Raw genomic sequence first — 18,612 nt, forward strand, 5'->3', positions numbered from 1 at the left:
GACCATGTCCGACCTGCTCAGCCGCACCCACGCCATTGCCCTGGACGCCGCCGATCCGCTGCGCCCGCTGCGTAACGAATTCCTGATTCCGCGACATGGCGGTGGCGAGCAGACCTACTTCGTCGGCAACTCGCTGGGCCTGCAGCCGCGTGGCGCCCAGGCCGCGGTGCAGGAAGTGATGAAGCAATGGGGCGAGCTGGCGGTGGAAGGCCACTTCACCGGCCCGACGCAGTGGCTGTCCTACCACCGTCTGGTGAGCGCGCAGCTGGCCCGCGTGGTCGGTGCACTGCCCAGCGAAGTGGTGGCGATGAACACGCTGAGCGTGAACCTGCACCTGATGATGGTCAGCTTCTACCGACCGACCGCGCAGCGCCCGGTGATCCTGATGGAAGCCGGTGCATTCCCGACCGACCGACACGCGGTCGAAGCGCAGATCCGTTTCCACGGGTTCGACCCGGCCGAGTGCCTGGTGGAAGTGCAGCCGGACGAAGCCAACGGAACGATCTCGCTCACCGCGATCGAGCGCGCCATCGCCGAACACGGTCCGCGCCTTGCACTGGTGCTGTGGCCCGGCGTGCAGTACCGCACCGGCCAGGCCTTCGACCTCGATGCAATCATCCGTGCTGCCCGCCTGCAGGGCGCGCGCATCGGCTTCGACCTGGCGCACTCGGTCGGCAACCTGCCGCTGCGCCTGCATGACGTCGCACCCGATTTTGCCGTGTGGTGCCACTACAAATACCTCAACAGCGGCCCGGGTGCGGTGGCCGGCGCGTTCGTGCACGAGCGCCATCACCGCGACACCACGCTGCCGCGCTTTGCCGGCTGGTGGGGCCATGAGGAAGCCACCCGCTTCCAGATGGCACCGCAGTTCACCCCCGCCATCGGTGCCGAAGGCTGGCAGCTCAGCAATCCGCCGATCCTTGGCCTGGCGCCGCTGCGCGCGTCGCTGGACCTGTTCGAGCGCGCCGGCATGGAGGCACTGCGCAACAAGTCGCTGGCGTTGACCGGCATGCTCGAAGCGCTTGTACGTGCACGCCTTTCCGGCGTGCTCGACATCATCACCCCGGCCGAGCCGCAGCGCCGCGGCTGCCAGCTGTCATTGCGCGTGATCGGTGGCCGCGAGCGCGGCCGTGCGCTGTTCGAGCACCTGCGCGGCATCGGCGTTCTCGGCGACTGGCGCGAGCCGGACGTGATCCGCATCTCGCCCACCCCGCTCTACAACCGCTACCTGGACGTGCACCACTTCGTCGAGGAAGTGGAAGCCTGGGCCGGCCTCTGAGCCGGTCCCTCCCCTACTGCTGGACAGTTCGTTGATCGCACATGCTTCCCGCTCGTTGAGCATTATCGGTGCCGGCCTCGCCGGGTCGCTGCTGGCCATCCTGCTGTCACGCCAGGGCTGGCGCATCACCCTGTACGAACGCCGTGGCGATCCACGCGTGGCCGACTATGAGAGCGGCCGCTCGATCAACCTGGCGCTGGCCGAGCGTGGCCGCAATGCGCTGCGCCAGGCCGGTGTGGAAGACGAGGTCATGGCGCGCGCGGTGATGATGCGCGGACGCATGGTGCATCCGCGCGAAGGCGAACCGCAGCTGCAGCGCTATGGCCGCGACGACAGCGAAGTGATCTGGTCGATCCATCGCAGCGACCTCAACACCACGCTGCTGGAACTGGCCGAACAGGCTGGCGCGACCGTACACTTCCACCGCCGCCTGCACACCGTCGATTTCGACGCCGGCTACGCACGCTTCATCGACGACCGCGACGACAGCCCGCATGACATCCGCTTCGACACCCTGATCGGTGCCGATGGTGCAGGCTCGGCCCTGCGCGCGGCGATGAACCGGCGGGCGCCGCTGGGCGAGGACATCGCGTTCCTCGATCACTCCTACAAGGAGCTGGAAATTCCGCCGGCCGACGATGGCAGCTTCCGCATCGAGCGCAACGCGCTGCATATCTGGCCGCGCGGCCACTACATGTGCATCGCCCTGCCCAATCACGAAGGCACCTTCACCGTCACTTTGTTCCTGCCCAACCAGGGCGATCCCAGCTTCGCCACGATCAATACCGGCGCGCAGGCCGAGGCGCTGTTCGCGCGCGAGTTCGCCGACACCCTGCCGCTGATCCCGAACCTGCGCGCAGACTGGGAACAGCACCCGCCGGGCCTGCTTGGCACGCTGACGCTCGATCGCTGGCACCAGCAGGGCCGTGCCGTGCTGATCGGCGACGCCGCGCATGCGATGGTGCCGTTCCACGGCCAGGGCATGAACTGCGCGTTCGAGGACTGCGTTGCGCTGGCCCGCCACCTGATGGAGGCCGATGATCTGGAAGGTGCGTTCGCCGCGTTCGAAGCCGAGCGCAAGCCGAATGCACGTGCCATCCAGCAGATGGCGCTGGAGAACTACCTGGAAATGCGCGACCGCGTCGCCGACCCTGCATTCCTGCTGCAGCGCGAACTGGAACAGGAACTGCAGCGGCGCTGGCCGACCCGCTTCGTGCCGCACTACACCATGGTCACCTTCCTGCACACGCCGTACGCCGAGGCGCTGCGCCGCACCGAACTGCAACGCGACATGCTGGTGGCCGCCACCACCGGCCATGATTCACTGGACAACATCGACTGGGCCGCGCTGGAAGCGCAGATTCACGCGCAGCTGCCGGTCCTGGAGGGCGCGCACTGATGGCTGACAGCTTCCTGTTCTACGATCTGGAAACCTTCGGCCAGGACCCGCGGCGCACGCGCATCTCGCAGTTCGCCGCCATCCGCACCGACGCCGATCTCAACGAAATCGACACCCCGGTCAGCTTCTTCGTGCGCCCGGCCGATGACCTGCTGCCCTCGCCGATGGCCACCCTGGTTACCGGCATCACCCCGCAGCAGGCACTGGCCGAGGGCATCAGCGAGGCCGAGGCCTTCGACCGCATCAACGAGCAGCTGTCGCGCCCCGGCACCTGCGCGCTGGGCTACAACACGCTGCGCTTCGACGATGAGTTCGTCCGCTACGGGCTGTTCCGCAACTTCCACGACCCGTACGAACGCGAGTGGCGCAACGGCAATTCGCGCTGGGACCTGCTGGACATGCTGCGGCTGATGCGCGCGATGCGCCCGGACGGCATCCAGTGGCCGCTGCGCGAGGATGGCGCCACCTCGTTCAAGCTTGAGCACCTGGCCGAGGCCAACCACGTGCGCGAAGGCGATGCACACGAAGCACTGTCCGACGTGCGCGCCACCATCGGCATGGCGCGGCTGTTCAAGCAGTCGCAACCACGCCTGTGGGACTACGCCCTGAAGCTGCGCGACAAGCGCTTCGTCGGCGGCCTGCTGGACGTGGCCGCGATGAAGCCGGTGCTGCACATTTCCATGCGCTACCCGGCCAGCCGCCTGTGCGCGGCACCGGTGCTGCCGTTGGCCGTGCACCCGACCATCAACAACCGGGTGATCGTGTTCGACCTGGAAGGCGAGATCGACGATCTGCTGGAGCTGCCGGCCGAGGTGATCGCACAGCGCCTGTACATGCGCGCCAGCGAGCTGCCCGAAGGCGCGGCACGGGTACCGCTGAAGGAAGTGCATCTGAACAAGGTGCCGGCGCTGATCGCCTGGAACCACCTGCGCGCCGATGACCACGCGCGCCTCGGCCTGGATGTGGCTGCGATCGAAGCCAAGGTGGAGCGCCTGCGCGCGTTCGCCCCGCAGCTGGCCGAAAAAGCCCGGCAGGTCTACAACCAGCCCCGCGCCGCCACCGTGGCCGACGTCGATGCCTCGCTGTACGACGGCTTCCTCGGCAACGGTGACAAGCCGCTGCTTGCGCTCGCACGCACCACCGCGCCCGAGCAGCTGGCCGCGCTGGAAGGTCGCTTCCGCGACCCGCGCCTGCCGGAGCTGCTGTTCCGCTACCGCGCGCGCAATCATCCCGACAGCCTCGCGCCGCCTGAACGCCAGCGCTGGCAGGATTACCGCCGCCAGCGCCTGCTCGGAGACGGCGGCCTGGGCGAACTCAACCTGCCCCAGTACCAGCAGCAGCTGGATGCACTGGCCGCCGAAGCGCCCGATGACACCCGGCGCCAGGCCCTGCTGCAATCGCTGCGCGACTGGGGCCAGCACCTGCAGGAGACGCTGTGAGCACTTATTTCTCGGACGCCAGCTTCAAGTTCCTGCGCAGCCTTGCGCGGCACAACGACAAGGCCTGGTTCAACGATCACCGCCAGCAGTACGAAGACCACGTGCGGCAGCCGTTCCTGCGCCTGCTGGGCGACCTGCAGCCGGCGCTGGCCGAGGTCAGCGAGCACTTCCGCGCCGATACCCGTGGCGTCGGTGGCTCGCTGTTCCGCATCCATCGTGACGCGCGTTTTTCCAACGACAAGTCGCCGTACAAGACCTGGCAGGGTGCACGCCTGTTCCATGAGCGCCGCCGCGAAGTGGCCGCGCCCTCGTTCTACGTGCACCTGCAGCCGGGCGAGAGCTTCGTCGGCGCCGGCCTGTGGCATCCGGAACCGGAAACCCAGCGCCGCGTACGCCACTTCATCCTCGACAATCCGGGCAGCTGGAAGGCCGCCGCGCATGCACCGGCCCTGCGCAAACGCTTCGATTTCGAGGAGAGCGAAAAGCTGGTGCGGCCCCCGCGTGGCTTCCCGGCCGACTTCGAGTTCATCGACGACCTCAAGCACCGCAACTGGGTGATGTGGCGCTCGCTGGACGATGCCACCATGACCGGCCCGCGCCTGCTGTCCACGCTGGGCAAGGACCTGGCTGGGCTCGGCCCGTTCGTTGACTACCTGTGCGCGGCGCTGGACCTGGAGTTCTGAGCCGCATCACCTGCCGTTCACCACTGGCTGCCTCACTTGCGGCAGTCTGGACAGCATGAAGAAGCTCACTGCACTGGCTGTGCTGCTGGTCCTGGCCTTGGCTGCGTGGTGGTTCGGCGGCCCGTACATGGCCGTGCACGGCCTGTCCAAGGCCATCGAAGAACGCGACACGGCGCGACTGGAACGCTATGTCGATTTCCCTCGCGTGCGCAGCAGCCTGCGCGCCCAGCTCAACGACTATCTGGTACGCCAGGCCGGCCCGGACGTGGCCGCCAGCCCGTTCGGCGCCCTGCTCTACGACCTCGGCGACCAGCTCGGCGGTGCAGCGGTGGAAACCATGGTGACCCCGACCGGCATCGGCGCAATGCTGCAGGGCCACGTGCTGTGGAAGCGCGGCCGCAATGAACTGCAGGGCGGTGATGCCTTCGGCGCGACCGAGCCGGCACGGCCATTGAAGAACGCCGAGCATCACTTCGAAGCGCTGGACCGCTTCGTGATCGACGTCGATCGCGGCCCCGACCAGCCGCCGATGAAAGTGGTGCTGGAACCGCAGGGCCTGCGCTGGAAGGTGGTGGATCTGCAGTTGGGGATGTCGGCCACCCCGTGACGGGTCATGCCCTTCGACGGTGCTGCTTTCGGTAGATGCCCACCTTGGTGGGCATGGATCCAGGACGGCGCCAACCAAGGTTGGCGACTACCGCGGTACAGCGCTCTGGTAGATGCCCACCTTGGTGGGCGTCGATGCATGGCAGTGCCAACCAACGGTTGGCACCCATCCGGCGTGGTCTCACCCCTCGTTGGCGACACCGTGCGGTACGTGGCCGGCGGCCACGTGTTCGCGCGCACTGTCGATGTTGTGCTGCGAATCATCGAAGAAGATGTCGGCACCGAACGCCTGCAGGAACGGCCCCTTGTGGCGGCCGCCGAGGAACAGCGCTTCGTCCAGGCGCACTCCCCACTCGCGCAGGGTGCGGATTACCCGCTCATGCGCCGGTGCCGAGCGTGCGGTCACAAGCGCAGTGCGGATCGGTGCGCTCTCGCCGGCCGGGAACACTTCCTGCAGCGTATGCAGGGCCGACAGGAAACCGCGGAACGGGCCGCCGCTGAGGGGTTCGCGGGCCCGTTCACGCTCGTGCCGGCCAAACGCCTCCACGCCCTGCTCGCGTGAGATGCGCTCGCTCTCGTCACCGAAGATCACTGCGTCACCGTCGAAGGCGATGCGCAACTGGCCGGCCGGGCGACCGGTATCGATCTGGTCGGCCGCCGCGGCGGCGGTTTCGCCAGGCGGCTTGGGCAGGATGGTCGCTGCGGCGATGCCGTGGCGCAGCGCGCTGCGCACCGATTCCGGGTTGGCCGACAGGAACAGGTCGGTGCCGAACGGCTTCACGTACGGCCAGGTCGGCTCGCCGGCGGTGAACGTTGCGCGGATGATGCCCAGGCCGTAGTGCTGGATCGAATTGAAGATGCGCAGGCCGGTATCGGCCGAGTTGCGCGACAGCAGGATCACCTCGACGCGAGGATTCTCCGGGCTGGCCCCCTGGTTCAAAGCCAGCAGCTTGCGCACCACCGGGAAGGCCACGCCGGGGCCGAGGATATCGTCCTCGTGCTGGCGCTGGAATTCGGCATAGGCCGCCACGCCATCGCTCTCGAACAGCGCGTGGCTTTCCTCGAGGTCGAACAGCGCGCGCGAGGTCACCGCGACGGTCAGCAAACGGGGGGAGTTGTCGCCCATCGGTGGGGGTCCTTCAAGCGGTCGGCACGGCCGGCTGCCCATTGTCCTCAAAAAACGAACTGTTCGCTCAGGATCCGGTCTTCCAGGTTGTGCTCCGGGTCGAACAGCAGGGTCACGCGGCGGTCCTTCGACTCACGGATGGTCACCTCGACCACGTCGCGGGTCTCGTGCGAATCGGCAGTCACGCTGACCGGGCGCTTGTACGGATCGAGCACGCGGAAGCGCACTTCGGTATCGGCCTTCAGGATCGCGCCGCGCCAGCGCCGCGGCCGGTACGGGGCCAACGGCGTCAGCGCGATGGTGTGCGAGCCCAGCGGCAGCACCGGACCATGCGCGGAATAGTTGTAGGCGGTGCTGCCGGCCGGGGTGGCCACCAGCACGCCGTCGCCGATAAGTTCGGCCACGCGCTCCTGGCCGTTCAGATCGATACCGATATGCGCGGCCTGCCGGGTCTGGCGCAGCAGCGAAACATCGTTGTAGGCCAGCGAACCGGTACTGGTGCCGGACTCGGTCAGCGCCACCATTTCCAGCGGGCGCAGGTTGGCCGGTTCTGCGCGTGCGATGCGGGCCTGCACGTCGTCGTCTCCACGGTACTGGTTCATCAGGAAGCCGACCGTGCCCAGCTTCATGCCGAACACCGGCTTGCCCAGGTGCCCATGCCGATGCAGGGTCTGCAGCATGAAGCCGTCGCCCCCCAGCGGGCACAGCACGTCGGCCTGCTCCGGCGCGTGATCGCCATAACGCGAGATCATCGCCGCGCGGGCGATCTGCGCGGGCTCGGCGGTGCTGGCCAGGAAAGCGATGCGGGGGGTGTCGCTCATCGGTGGATCCGGGGGGAAGGCATGAGGAAGAGCATAACCGAGCGCCGGGGGTTGGACCCCGCTGGGCGGATGACCGGCCCGTCCGCCGGGACACGCCGTAAACCCATCCATGGGGGCTCGCTCGCGCCATCCATGGCGCTCACGGTCCCGGCGGACGGGCCGGTCATCCACCTGGCAGATTCACGGCCGGCGTCGGGTCAGATGGTCGCAAAGGTCAAGGGCAGAAACAGAACGGCCCCGCTTTCGCGGGGCCGTTCCGGTTCACGCATGCCAGGCATGGCCTGGCACTACTTCACTTACGCGCCATGTGCAGCCAGCTGGCCCAGGCGCTGCACCGCGACCGAAACGGTCGGGTAGTCCAGGGTCTTCTGCTCGGCCAGTTCGGCCAGCATCGCCAGGGTGAAGCGCAGGCTGTTGTCGTCACGGCCCATCCAGGCTGCGACCTTGGCCTCCGCGCTGCTGCCCTTGGTGCCCAGCACCTGGCCGGCCAGGTTGCGGTGGTTGGCCGCCAGCTCGTCACGCAGCACGCCACGTGCCACGGCGTGCCAACGACCGTTGACCTCCAGCGCATCGACCTGCTCGAACAGCCACGGCAGCTGCAGGGCATCGCCCAGACGGAAGTGGACCTTGGACACGTCCACCGGCTTCAGCTTGCGGGTGCGGGCCAGTTCGATGATGTCGAACGCCGGCTCCAGGAAGTGCAGTTCGGCCAGCTGCTGCGCCAGCGCGGACGGCAGGCCCTTTTCCTTCCACTCGGCCACCAGGGCTTCGTAGGTCGGACGCTGCGAATCCGGCAGCACACCCGAGGCAACGCGGATGTCGTTGAACGGACCCTGGTAGCGGTTGACCGCTTCGGTGATGCCCGGCATCGCGCCCGGGCGCGACAGCAGCCAACGCACGAACGAACGCTGCAGCTTCCAGATCACTTCCAGTGCGTCGATCTGCACCGACTCCGGCACCTTGCCGTCGAGGGCATCGATCTGCGCCCACAGCGCGCGCGCATCCAGTGTTTCGCGGCTGATGGTGTAGGCCTTGGCGACCTCGGCGATGGAACGGCCGGTGTCTTCCTGCATGCGCATCAGGAAGGTGGCGCCCATGCGGTTGATGGTCTGGTTGGTCACGGCCGTGGCGATGATTTCGCGCTTCAGGCGGTGACGCTCCATCGCGTCGGCGTACTTCTTCTGCAGCGGGGTCGGGAAGTAACGCTGCAGTTCCTTGGACAGGTACGGATCTTCCGGGATGTCCGATTCCAGCAGCTGGGCGAACGCCACCAGCTTCGAGTAGGACAGCAGCACCGACAGTTCCGGGCGGGTCAGGCCCTGGCCGCGTGCCTTGCGCTGGGACAGCTCGGCGTCGGACGGCAGGAACTCGATCTGGCGATCCAGCAGGCCCTGCTGTTCCAGGGTACGGATGAAGTGCTGCTTGGAACCCAGGCGCTTGACCGCCATCCGCTCCATCAGGCTCAGCGCCTGGTTCTGGCGGTAGTTGTCGTTGAGCACCAGCTCGGCGACTTCATCGGTCATCGAGGCCAGCAGCTTGTTGCGCTGCTCGACGGTCAGCTTCTTGGCCCGCACCACATCGTTGAGCAGGATCTTGATGTTGACTTCGTGGTCGGAGGTGTCGACACCGGCCGAGTTGTCGATGAAGTCGGTGTTGAGCAGCACGCCGGCCTGGGCGGCTTCGATGCGGCCCAGCTGGGTCATGCCCAGGTTGCCGCCCTCGCCCACCACCTTGCAGCGCAGCTCGCCCCCGTTCACGCGCAGGGCGTTGTTGGCGCGGTCGCCGACATCGCTGTGCTGCTCGCTGGCAGCCTTCACGTAGGTACCGATGCCGCCGTTCCACAGCAGGTCGACCGGTGCCTTCAGGATCGCGCTCATCAGATCGTTCGGCGACAGCGCCTTGACGTTGTCATCCAGGCCCAGCGCTTCACGCACCTGCGGGGTGATCTCGATCGACTTCAGGCTGCGCGGGTACACGCCGCCGCCCTTGCTGATCAGCTTGGCGTCGTAGTCCGCCCAGCTCGAACGCGGCACGGTGAACAGGCGCTCACGTTCGACGAACGTGGTGGCCGCATCCGGGTTCGGGTCCAGGAAGATGTGGCGGTGGTCGAAGGCAGCGACCAGGCGGATGTGGCGCGACAGCAGCATGCCGTTGCCGAACACGTCGCCGGACATGTCGCCGACGCCGACCGCAGTGAAGTCCTGGGTCTGGCTGTCACGGCCCAGCGCGCGGAAGTGGCGCTTGACCGATTCCCACGCGCCGCGCGCGGTGATGCCCATGCCCTTGTGGTCATAGCCAACCGAACCACCGGAGGCGAACGCATCGCCCATCCAGAAGCCGTGCGCGATGGCCAGGCCGTTGGCGATGTCGGAGAAGGTCGCGGTGCCCTTGTCGGCGGCCACCACCAGGTACGGATCGTCCATGTCGTGGCGCACGACATCCACCGGCGGCACGATCTTGTTGTTGACGATGTTGTCGGTGATGTCCAGCAGGCCCTGGATGAACAGCTTGTAGCAGGCCACGCCGTTGGCGAAGATCGCGTCGCGGTCGCCGTTCACCGGCGGGGTCTTGGCGAAGAAGCCGCCCTTCGCGCCGACCGGCACGATCACGGTGTTCTTGACCATCTGTGCCTTGACCAGGCCCAGCACTTCGGTACGGAAGTCTTCGCGACGGTCCGACCAGCGCAGGCCACCACGGGCGACCGCGCCGAAGCGCAGGTGGGTACCTTCCACGCGCGGGCCGTAGACGAAGATCTCGCGGTACGGGCGCGGCTTCGGCAGGTCCGGCACCAGCGCCGAATCAAACTTGAAGCTGATGACATGGCCGTGCTGGCCGTTGGCATCGGTCTGGTAGTAGCTGGTGCGCAGGGTCGCGTCGATCACGCCCATGAACGAGCGCAGGATGCGGTCCTCGTCCAGGCTGGACACACGGTCCATCAGCTTCAGCAGCGCATCGCGCGCGGCCTGCATCTGCGCGTCGCGGTCACCCTTGCGGGCGTCGACCACGGTCTTGAGCACCTTCAGGGTGGCGTCGTCGCCAGCAGCCAGCACATCGAAGTGAGCCTTCAGCTGGGCCTGGCCGGCGGCGATGTCGTCCTTGCTCTCGTGGCCGGTAGCCGGATCGAAGCGCGCTTCGAACAGCTCGACCAGCAGTCGGGCCAGCAGCGGGTAGCGCGCGAAGGTGCCTTCCACGTAGGCCTGCGAGAACGGCACGCCGGTCTGCAGCAGGTACTTGCAGTAGCCACGCAGCATGGCGACCTGGCGCCAGTGCAGGCCGGCAGCCAGCACCAGGCGGTTGAAGCCGTCGTTCTCGGCATCGCCGTGCCAGACGCGGGCAAAGGTCTCGCCGAAGGCTTCATCGACGCTGGCGGCATCGATCGCGCCGGCGGTCGATTCGACCTCGAAGTCCTGCACGTACACCGGGGCGTTGTCGACCGACAGGCGGTACGGACGCTCGGCGATCACGCGCAGGCCCATGTTTTCCATCATCGGCAGCGCGTCCGACAGCGGGATGTCGTCGAGCTGGCGATACAGCTTCAGGCGCAGGCCATCGCCGCTTTCGCGCGGCACGGCCTGCAGGCTCAGGCGCAGGTCGTCCGGGCCGGTCAGGGCATCAAGCTGGCTGACATCGTTGGCCGCAACAGCCGTGCTGTTGTCTTCGATGTAGCCGGCCGGCAGGGCCTTGCCGATACGGGCGGCGATGCGCAGGCCTTCGGTCTCGCCGTGGCGGGCCACCAGCGCTTCGCGCAGGTCGTCCTGCCAGTTGCGCAGCACCTGGGCCAGCTTCTGCTCCAGTTCGGCGGTATCAACGTCGAGCATTTCACCCGGCTTCGGGCGCACGATCAGGTGCACCTGGGCCAGCGGCGATTCGCCCAGCACCACCGAGCTGTCCACGTACTCGCCGTGCAGCGCGTCCTTCAGCATCGCTTCGATGCGCAGGCGCACGTCGGTGTTGAAGCGCTCGCGCGGCAGGTAGACCAGCGCGGAGATGAAACGGCTGTACTTGTCGCGGCGCAGGAACAGGCGGCTGCGCACGCGCTCCTGCAGGCCCAGCACGCCCATCGCGGTGCGGAACAGTTCGTCCTCGCTGGACTGGAACAGCTCTTCGCGCGGCAGGGTTTCCAGGATGTGGCGCAGGGCCTTGCCGCTGTGGCTGGCCGGGGCCAGGCCGGACTGCTTCATCACGTGCTCGTGGCGCTGGCGCACCAGCGGGATCTCCCACGGGCGACGGTTGTAGGCGCTGGAGGTGAACAGGCCAAGGAAGCGCTGCTCGCCGATGATCTTGCCCTTGGCGTCGAATTCCAGCACGCCGATGTAGTCCATGTAGCCGGCGCGGTGCACGCGCGAACGGGCATTGGTCTTGGTCAGGATCAGCGCATCCTTCAGGCCGGCCGTGGCGTTCAGGCCCTGCGCGGCCAGAGTCTTGACCGGACGGGCGGCGGACTTGTCCTTGCCGCGCATCAGGCCCAGGCCGGTGTCGTTCAGCGGCGCCAGTACGTCTTCCTTGCCCTGCTTCTCGACGCGGTACTCGCGGTAGCCGAAGAAGGTGAAGTGGTTGTCGGCGGCCCAGCGCAGGAACTCCTGTGCTTCCTTGCGCGATGCATCGTCGACCGGCAGCTGGCGCTTGCCCAGGTCGTCGGCCAGCGCCAACGCCTTGTCCTTCATCGGCTGCCAGTCGCGCACGATCGCGCGCACTTCGTCCAGCGCCTTGTTGATGGCCTGTTCGATGGCGGCCATGGCTTCGGCCGGCTGGCGGTCGATCTCCAGCAGCATCACCGATTCGGCATCACCCTCGCCGACCTTGACCAGCTTGCCGGCCTTGTCGCGGGTGAAGCGCAGCACCGGGTGGCCCAGCACGTGGACGCCCACGCCCTGCTCGGCCAGCGACATGGTGACCGTATCGACGAGGAAGGGCATGTCATCGTTGACGATCTGCAGCACGGTGTGCGGCGATTCCCAACCGTTGGCCTTCGCGGTCGGATTGAACACGCGGACGTTGGCCTTGCCGGCCTTGCGGGCACGCGCGAATTCCAGCGTCTCAGCCGCGAGAGCGGCCCACTCTTCAGCGCTGTGGTGCGGGAACTCGTCCGACTCCATGCGCTTGTAGAAGTCAGTGGCAAAGGCCACTGCTTCGGCCTGTGCGGCCGCGGGGTAGCGCTTGCGCAAGGCCGTGTACACCGGCTCCAGGGAGAAACCAGCGGTCACTGCGACCTCCGACTCTGCTGGTTTCGTCTTGTTCTTCACGGTCTTGGCTGCGGTTTTTTGCGGTTTCATGGCAGAGCGATGCGCTTGCTCAGTTGGGAAAATGAAATTGTAGCCCTACCGCGCGAAAAGGCCTTGCTGCAGGACGGAATAAGCAGATTCGGGTTTGCTGCGGTTCAAACGCCTATTCAGTTCGCACCGGTATGGTGCTGGCGCCTGTTTCAGCACTGCCGACAGGATCGGCAAAACGTGTTACCGGAAGACACACGCGGCGACGCCGATGCGATTCCACAATCCTGAACTGGACGGTATAGTCCACCGCGTGAACCCGGCCTACCTCCCCGTTGCCCTCGATGCACGCGATGAGCGTGTGTTCGACGCCGTACGCGAACTGCTGGCCCAGCAGGGCATGCAGATGAGCATGGAGGCGGTTGCCCAGCACGCCGGCTGCTCCAAGCAGACCCTGTACTCGCGCTATGGCAGCAAGCAGGAACTGCTGCGCCGGGTGATGCAGCGCCACGTCGGCCACGCTACCGGCGCCATGGTTCGTGCACTCCGCACTGACGACCTGCGTGCCAGCCTGCTCCAGTTCGCCACCGACTTCCTGGAGCACTTCAACCAACCGCACGTGGGCCAGGCCTGCCGGCTGATCGCCGCCGACGCGGCCCAGTTTCCCGAAGAGGCGCGTACGCTGTACCGGCACGGAGCCGGCGCACTGACACTTCATCTTGCTGAATGGATTGAAACCGTTTGCATGCGTGGCCAGCTCCGGCATGACGACCCGCACTTCATGGCCGAACTGCTGCTGAGCATGATTGCCGGTCAGGATTTCGACAAACAGCGTTTCCATACCCCCCATCGTGATGACGCGCGGCTGCGTCGGCGCTGGGCAGAGTTCTCCGTCGACAGCTTCCTGCGCGCCTTCGCGCCTCAGCCGTCGCCGGCCCCGTCTTCAAACCAACCCCGGAGTTCCTCCTGATGACCGCCCCACTCCGCACCCTTGCCTTGACGTGCGCCGTTGCTGTCGCGCTGGCTGCCTGCAAGAAGCCGGAACAGCAGACGCCCCCGCCGCCGGAGGTGGGCGTGATCGACGCCAAGCCGCAGACCCTGCCGCTGCAGCGCGAGCTGGTCGGTCGCCTGTCGCCGTTCCGCAGCGCCGACGTGCGTGCGCGCGTGCCGGGCGTGCTGCTCAAGCGCGTCTACCAGGAAGGCTCGCAGGTCAAGCAGGGCCAGACCCTGTTCCTGATCGACCCAGCGCCGCTGCGTGCCTCGCTCAACGCCTCCGAAGCACAGCTGGCCTCGGCCCGCGCGACCTACGCCAACGCCAAGGTGGCCGCCGACCGTGCACGTTCGCTGGCGCCGCAGCAGTTCGTCTCCAAGTCCGACCTGGACAACGCTGAATCGGCCGAGCGTACCGCGCTGGCGGCGGTCAAGCAGGCCGAAGCAGCGGTGACTTCCTCGCGCATCAGCCTGGGCTACACCGAAGTAACCGCACCGATCAGCGGCGTGGCCAACAAGCAGCAGGTCACCGAAGGCGCGCTGGTCGGCCAGGGCGATGTGACCCTGTTGACCACCGTCGACCAGCTCGACCCGCTGTACGTGAACTTCTCGCTGAGCGTGGACGAGCTGACCCAGCTGCGCGCGCAACAGGCCAAGGGCGCGCTGGCGCTGTCGGGCGACGGCAAGGCCACGGTGAACGTCAAGCTGGCCGACGGCAGCACCTACAGTGAGCCGGGCACCCTGGACTTCTCCTCGACCACGGTCGACCCGGCCACCGGTGCGGTCTCGTTGCGCGCGTTGCTGCCGAACCCGCAGCAGATCCTGCTGCCGGGCGCCTTCGTCAGCTTCCAGGCCAACCTGGGCGAACGCAACAATGCCTTCCTGGTACCGCAGCAGGCCCTGCTGCGCGACACCACCGGCGGCTACGTGATGGTGGTCGGCGCCGACGGCAAGGTCGCGCGCAAGAACGTGAAGACCGATGGCGCGCAGAACGGCAACTGGCTGGTCAGCGACGGCCTGGCCGCCGGCGACAAGGTGATCGTGGCCGGCGTGCAGAAGGTCAAGGAAGGTGCACCGGCGGTCGCCAAGCCGTGGACCCCGGGGCAGGACGCCAACGGCAAGCCGGCCGCAGGCGGCGCCGCTGCGGCGGGCACCGCACCGGCTGCTGGCAAGGCACCGGCCGACGCGGCCAAGCCCGAGCAGGCCGATGCGGCCAAGCCGGCCGCCACCGATTCGAACAAGCAGTAACGGGAACCTTCCGTCATGCCTAAATTTTTCATCGAACATCCAGTCTTCGCCTGGGTGGTGGCGATCCTGATCTCGCTCAGCGGCGTGATCGCGATCCTCAACCTGGGCGTGGAGTCCTATCCCAACATCGCCCCGCCGCAGGTCACCGTCTCGGCCACCTATCCGGGCGCCAGTGCCGACACCACGGAAAAATCGGTCACCCAGGTGATCGAGCAGCAGCTGACCGGTATCGATCACCTGCTGTACTTCAGCTCTTCCTCGTCGTCCAACGGCCGTGCGCAGATCACCCTGACCTTCGAGACGGGTACCGATCCGGACATCGCCCAGGTGCAGGTGCAGAACAAGGTCTCGCTGGCCACGCCCCGACTGCCTTCGGAAGTGACCCAGCAGGGCGTGGTGGTGGCCAAGGCCAACGCCGGCTTCCTGATGGTGGTGGCGCTGCAGTCCGATACCCCGACCATCAACCGTGATGCGCTGAACGACATCGTTGGTTCGCGCGTGCTCGACCAGGTCTCGCGTATCCCCGGCGTCGGCAGCACCCAGCAGTTCGGTTCCGAGTACGCCATGAACATCTGGCTGAACCCGGAAAAGATGCAGGGTTATGGCCTGTCGGCCAGCCAGGTGCTGGCTGCGGTGCGCGCGCAGAACGTGCAGTTCGCCGCCGGTGCGCTTGGCTCGGATCCGTCGCCGGAAGGCCAGCACTTCACCGCCACGGTCTCGGCCGAAGGCCGCTTCAGTTCGCCGCAGGAGTTCGAGAACATCATCCTGCGCGCCAACGCTGACGGCTCGCGGGTGCTGTTGAAGGACATCGCCCGCGTTGCCTTCGGTGCCAACAACTACGGTTTCGACACCCAGTACAACGGCAAGCCGACCGGTGCCTTCGCCATCCAGCTGCTGCCGGGCGCCAACGCCCTGAACGTGGCCGAGGCGGTGCGCGCCAAGATGGACGAGCTGCAGCCCAGCTTCCCGGCCGGCGTGACCTGGTTCTCGCCATACGACAGCACCACCTTCGTCAAGATCTCGATCCAGGAAGTGGTCAAGACGCTGTTTGAAGCAGTGTTCCTGGTGTTCCTGGTGATGCTGATCTTCCTGCAGAACTTCCGCGCCACGCTGATCCCGACCCTGGTCATCCCGGTGGCGCTGCTCGGTACCTTCCTGGGCATGTGGATGATCGGCTTCACGATCAACCAGCTGACCCTGTTCGCGATGGTGCTGGCGATCGGCATCGTGGTCGATGACGCGATCGTGGTGATCGAGAACGTCGAACGCATCATGACCGAGGAGGGCCTGGCGCCGAAGCCGGCCACGCAGAAGGCGATGACCCAGATCACCGGCGCGGTGGTGGCGATCACCGTCGTGCTGGCTGCGGTGTTCATCCCGTCCGCCCTGCAGGGCGGCGCCGCCGGTGAGATCTACAAGCAGTTCGCCCTGACCATCGCCATTTCGATGGCGTTCTCGGCGTTCCTGGCGCTGGGCTTCACCCCGGCGCTGTGCGCGACCTTCCTGAAGCCGACGCACAACGACAATCCGAACATCGTCTACCGCACCTTCAACAAGTACTACGACAAGATCAGCCACACCTATGTCGGCCACATCACCTCGGCGGTGCGCCATGCGCCGCGCTGGATGATCCTGTTCGTGGTGCTCACCGCACTGTGCGGCTTCCTGTTCACCCGCATGCCGGGCAGCTTCCTGCCTGAAGAAGACCAGGGCTATGCGCTGGCGATCGTGCAGCTGCCGCCGGGCTCGACCAAGGGCCAGACCAACGAAGTGTTCGCGCAGATGCGTGGCATCCTGGAAAAGCAGGATGGCTATGAAGGCATGCTGCAGGTGGCCGGCTTCAGCTTCGTCGGTTCCGGCGAGAACGTCGGCATGGGCTTCATCCGCCTGAAGCCGTGGGAGGAACGCAAGTTCACCGCGCCCGAATTCATCCAGAACATGAACGGCGCGTTCTACGGCATCAAGGAAGCGCAGATCTTCGTGGTCAACCTGCCCACCGTGCAGGGCCTTGGCCAGTTCGGCGGCTTCGACATGTGGCTGCAGGACCGCAGCGGTGCCGGTTACGAGCAGCTGACGCAGGCCCGCAACATCCTGCTCGGCCAGGCCGCGCAGAAGCCGGACCACCTGGTCGGCGTGCGCCCGAACGGCCTGGAAAACGCGCCGCAGCTGCAGCTGCATGTGGACCGCGTGCAGGCGCAGTCGATGGGCATGTCGGTGTCGGACGTGTACAGCACCATCCAGCTGATGCTGGCCCCGGTGTACGTCAACGACTTCTTCTACGAAGGCCGCATCAAGCGCGTGACCATGCAGGCCGATGGTCCGTACCGCACCGGCCAGGAATCGCTGAAGAGCTTCTACAGCCCCTCCAGCCTGACCAGGAACGCCGATGGCACCAATTCGATGATCCCGCTGAACACGGTGGTCAAGTCCGAATGGGTGTCGGCACCGCCGTCGCTGAGCCGCTACAACGGCTACTCGGCGATCAACATCGTCGGCTCGCAGGCCCCGGGTACCAGCTCGGGCGAGGCGATGCAGACCATGGAGAGCATCGTCAACGACGATCTGCCGGCCGGCTTCGGCTACGACTGGTCGGGCATGTCCTACCAGGAAATCCTGGCTGGCAACGCGGCGACGCTGCTGCTGGTGCTGTCGATCGTAGTGGTGTTCCTGTGCCTGGCCGCGCTGTATGAGAGCTGGTCGATCCCGGTGGCGGTGCTGCTGGTGGTGCCGCTGGGTGTGCTCGGCGCCCTCGGCCTGTCGATGCTGCGCGGCCTGCCCAACGATCTGTTCTTCAAGATCGGCCTGATCACCGTGATCGGCCTTGCGGCGAAGAACGCGATCCTGATCGTGGAGTTCGCGGTGGAGCAGCGCGCCGCCGGCAAGAACCTGCGCGATGCCACCATCGAAGCGGCCCGCCTGCGTTTCCGCCCGATCCTGATGACCTCGTTCGCGTTCATCATGGGCGTGATCCCGATGGCGATCTCCACCGGCGCGGGCGCCAACTCCCGCCACGCCATCGGTACCGGCGTGATCGGCGGCATGCTGTTCGCCACCCTGCTCGGCCTGTTGATGATCCCGGTGTTCTTCGTGGTCGTGCGCCGCATGCTTGGCGACAAGCTGGATGAACCGTCCAAGGAGTTCATGGAACGCCAGCGCGACGCGGATGCAGCACACCGTCCGGATCGTTGATCCAGCGGTGAACTGAAACGAGAAAGGCCCCGGAGCGATCCGGGGCCTTTTTTGTTGCCGCTTCTGGATCCATGCCGCCCCAGGTTGGCATCTACCGGGGCAACGGCATACCCGGTAGTCGCCAACCTTGGTGGGCGCTGTCCGGGCAGCGTCTCAGCGCAACACTGCGATCACCACGCATGCCGCCACAATCGCCAGTGCAGGCCATTGCATCGGCAGGAAGAAGAAGTGATGCGGAGCATGCTGCCCAGGTGCACGCGGCTTTCGATTGAGCACGAAACCCAGCACCGTGTTGATTGCCGAGCCGAGGCCGAACGCCAGCAGGACCTGGCTGAGTGAAGTATTGCCGCGACCCACCGCTGGATCCGGGAACAGGATGAGGATGAGCAGCACGGCAGCGATCGGTGTGAGCAGGGTCAGCAGCCCTGCGCCTCGATAGATGAGCATCTGGTGGTGTCCATGAACGGTGGAGCATTCTGCGACCAAGGAGCGGGAATGCCAATGAATCGTTGGCATGTCGCCTGCCCGGGGACCGGTCGCATACGGCCTGTACTGAAAAGTCCCTTCCACTGCTGCGCCGACAACGAGGCGCTCAAGGCGTCTACCGGTTTCGCATAAGGCC

The 18,612-nt window shown here is 66.5% G+C and carries 12 protein-coding genes; 8 read left to right on the top strand and 4 right to left on the bottom strand.

Annotation, left to right across the window (positions count from 1 at the left end):
* Window positions 1–4 precede the first annotated feature (4 nt).
* The 5 genes from kynU to AC5P9P_RS05730 are packed head-to-tail and all read left to right on the top strand — an operon-like array spanning window position 5 to window position 5,407.
* Window positions 5–1,279, top strand: a complete 1,275-nt coding sequence (gene kynU, locus AC5P9P_RS05710; protein ID WP_495232642.1) for a kynureninase — start codon at window positions 5–7, stop codon at window positions 1,277–1,279.
* Between the two features lie 31 nt (window positions 1,280–1,310).
* On the top strand, window positions 1,311–2,678 hold the full coding sequence (locus AC5P9P_RS05715; protein ID WP_012480765.1) for an FAD-dependent oxidoreductase: 1,368 nt from the start codon (window positions 1,311–1,313) through the stop codon (window positions 2,676–2,678).
* A complete protein-coding gene (gene sbcB / locus AC5P9P_RS05720) occupies window positions 2,678–4,117 on the top strand; it encodes an exodeoxyribonuclease I (RefSeq protein ID WP_049403118.1) in 1,440 nt (479 codons plus the stop codon). The genes AC5P9P_RS05715 and sbcB overlap by 1 nt, the downstream gene beginning before the upstream one ends.
* The gene (locus tag AC5P9P_RS05725) at window positions 4,114–4,800 is read left to right on the top strand and encodes a DUF2461 domain-containing protein (protein ID WP_005410240.1); all 687 of its coding nucleotides are present in this window, start codon (window positions 4,114–4,116) and stop codon (window positions 4,798–4,800) included. The genes sbcB and AC5P9P_RS05725 overlap by 4 nt, the downstream gene beginning before the upstream one ends.
* A gap of 55 nt (window positions 4,801–4,855) precedes the next feature.
* The gene (locus AC5P9P_RS05730; protein ID WP_049453802.1) at window positions 4,856–5,407 is read left to right on the top strand and encodes a DUF2939 domain-containing protein; all 552 of its coding nucleotides are present in this window, start codon (window positions 4,856–4,858) and stop codon (window positions 5,405–5,407) included.
* Between the two features lie 180 nt (window positions 5,408–5,587).
* Here AC5P9P_RS05730 and AC5P9P_RS05735 read toward each other — a convergent pair whose 3' ends face one another.
* From AC5P9P_RS05735 to AC5P9P_RS05745, 3 genes are all read right to left on the bottom strand, one after another.
* On the bottom strand, window positions 5,588–6,532 hold the full coding sequence (locus AC5P9P_RS05735; RefSeq protein ID WP_005410242.1) for a 5'-nucleotidase: 945 nt from the start codon (window positions 6,530–6,532) through the stop codon (window positions 5,588–5,590).
* 47 nt (window positions 6,533–6,579) lie between these two features.
* On the bottom strand, window positions 6,580–7,353 hold the full coding sequence (locus AC5P9P_RS05740) for an NAD kinase (RefSeq protein WP_495232643.1): 774 nt from the start codon (window positions 7,351–7,353) through the stop codon (window positions 6,580–6,582).
* Window positions 7,354–7,649: 296 nt separating this feature from the next.
* Window positions 7,650–12,626 (bottom strand): NAD-glutamate dehydrogenase, encoded by a 4,977-nt coding sequence (locus AC5P9P_RS05745; protein ID WP_049403120.1) that lies wholly within the window; start codon window positions 12,624–12,626, stop codon window positions 7,650–7,652.
* Window positions 12,627–12,876: 250 nt separating this feature from the next.
* On the opposite strand from AC5P9P_RS05745, the gene AC5P9P_RS05750 reads away from it, so the two are divergent.
* The 3 genes from AC5P9P_RS05750 to AC5P9P_RS05760 are packed head-to-tail and all read left to right on the top strand — an operon-like array spanning window position 12,877 to window position 17,990.
* Entirely contained in the window at window positions 12,877–13,533 is a 657-nt protein-coding gene (locus AC5P9P_RS05750) for a TetR/AcrR family transcriptional regulator (protein WP_005410245.1), read from the top strand.
* Complete coding sequence (locus tag AC5P9P_RS05755) at window positions 13,533–14,801, top strand: efflux RND transporter periplasmic adaptor subunit (protein ID WP_005413920.1); 1,269 nt, start codon at window positions 13,533–13,535, stop codon at window positions 14,799–14,801. The genes AC5P9P_RS05750 and AC5P9P_RS05755 overlap by 1 nt, the downstream gene beginning before the upstream one ends.
* A 15-nt stretch (window positions 14,802–14,816) precedes the next feature.
* Window positions 14,817–17,990, top strand: a complete 3,174-nt coding sequence (locus AC5P9P_RS05760) for a multidrug efflux RND transporter permease subunit (protein ID WP_049403121.1) — start codon at window positions 14,817–14,819, stop codon at window positions 17,988–17,990.
* Between the two features lie 153 nt (window positions 17,991–18,143).
* Here the strand turns inward: AC5P9P_RS05760 and AC5P9P_RS05765 are convergent, their stop codons facing one another.
* Window positions 18,144–18,437 carry a hypothetical protein gene (locus AC5P9P_RS05765; RefSeq protein ID WP_033833585.1) on the bottom strand — a complete coding sequence of 98 codons (294 nt, stop codon included), beginning with the start codon at window positions 18,435–18,437 and terminating at the stop codon, window positions 18,144–18,146.
* Window positions 18,438–18,612 lie beyond the last annotated feature (175 nt).

This window comes from Stenotrophomonas sp. YJH_SMC_14-1 (assembly GCF_059372275.1).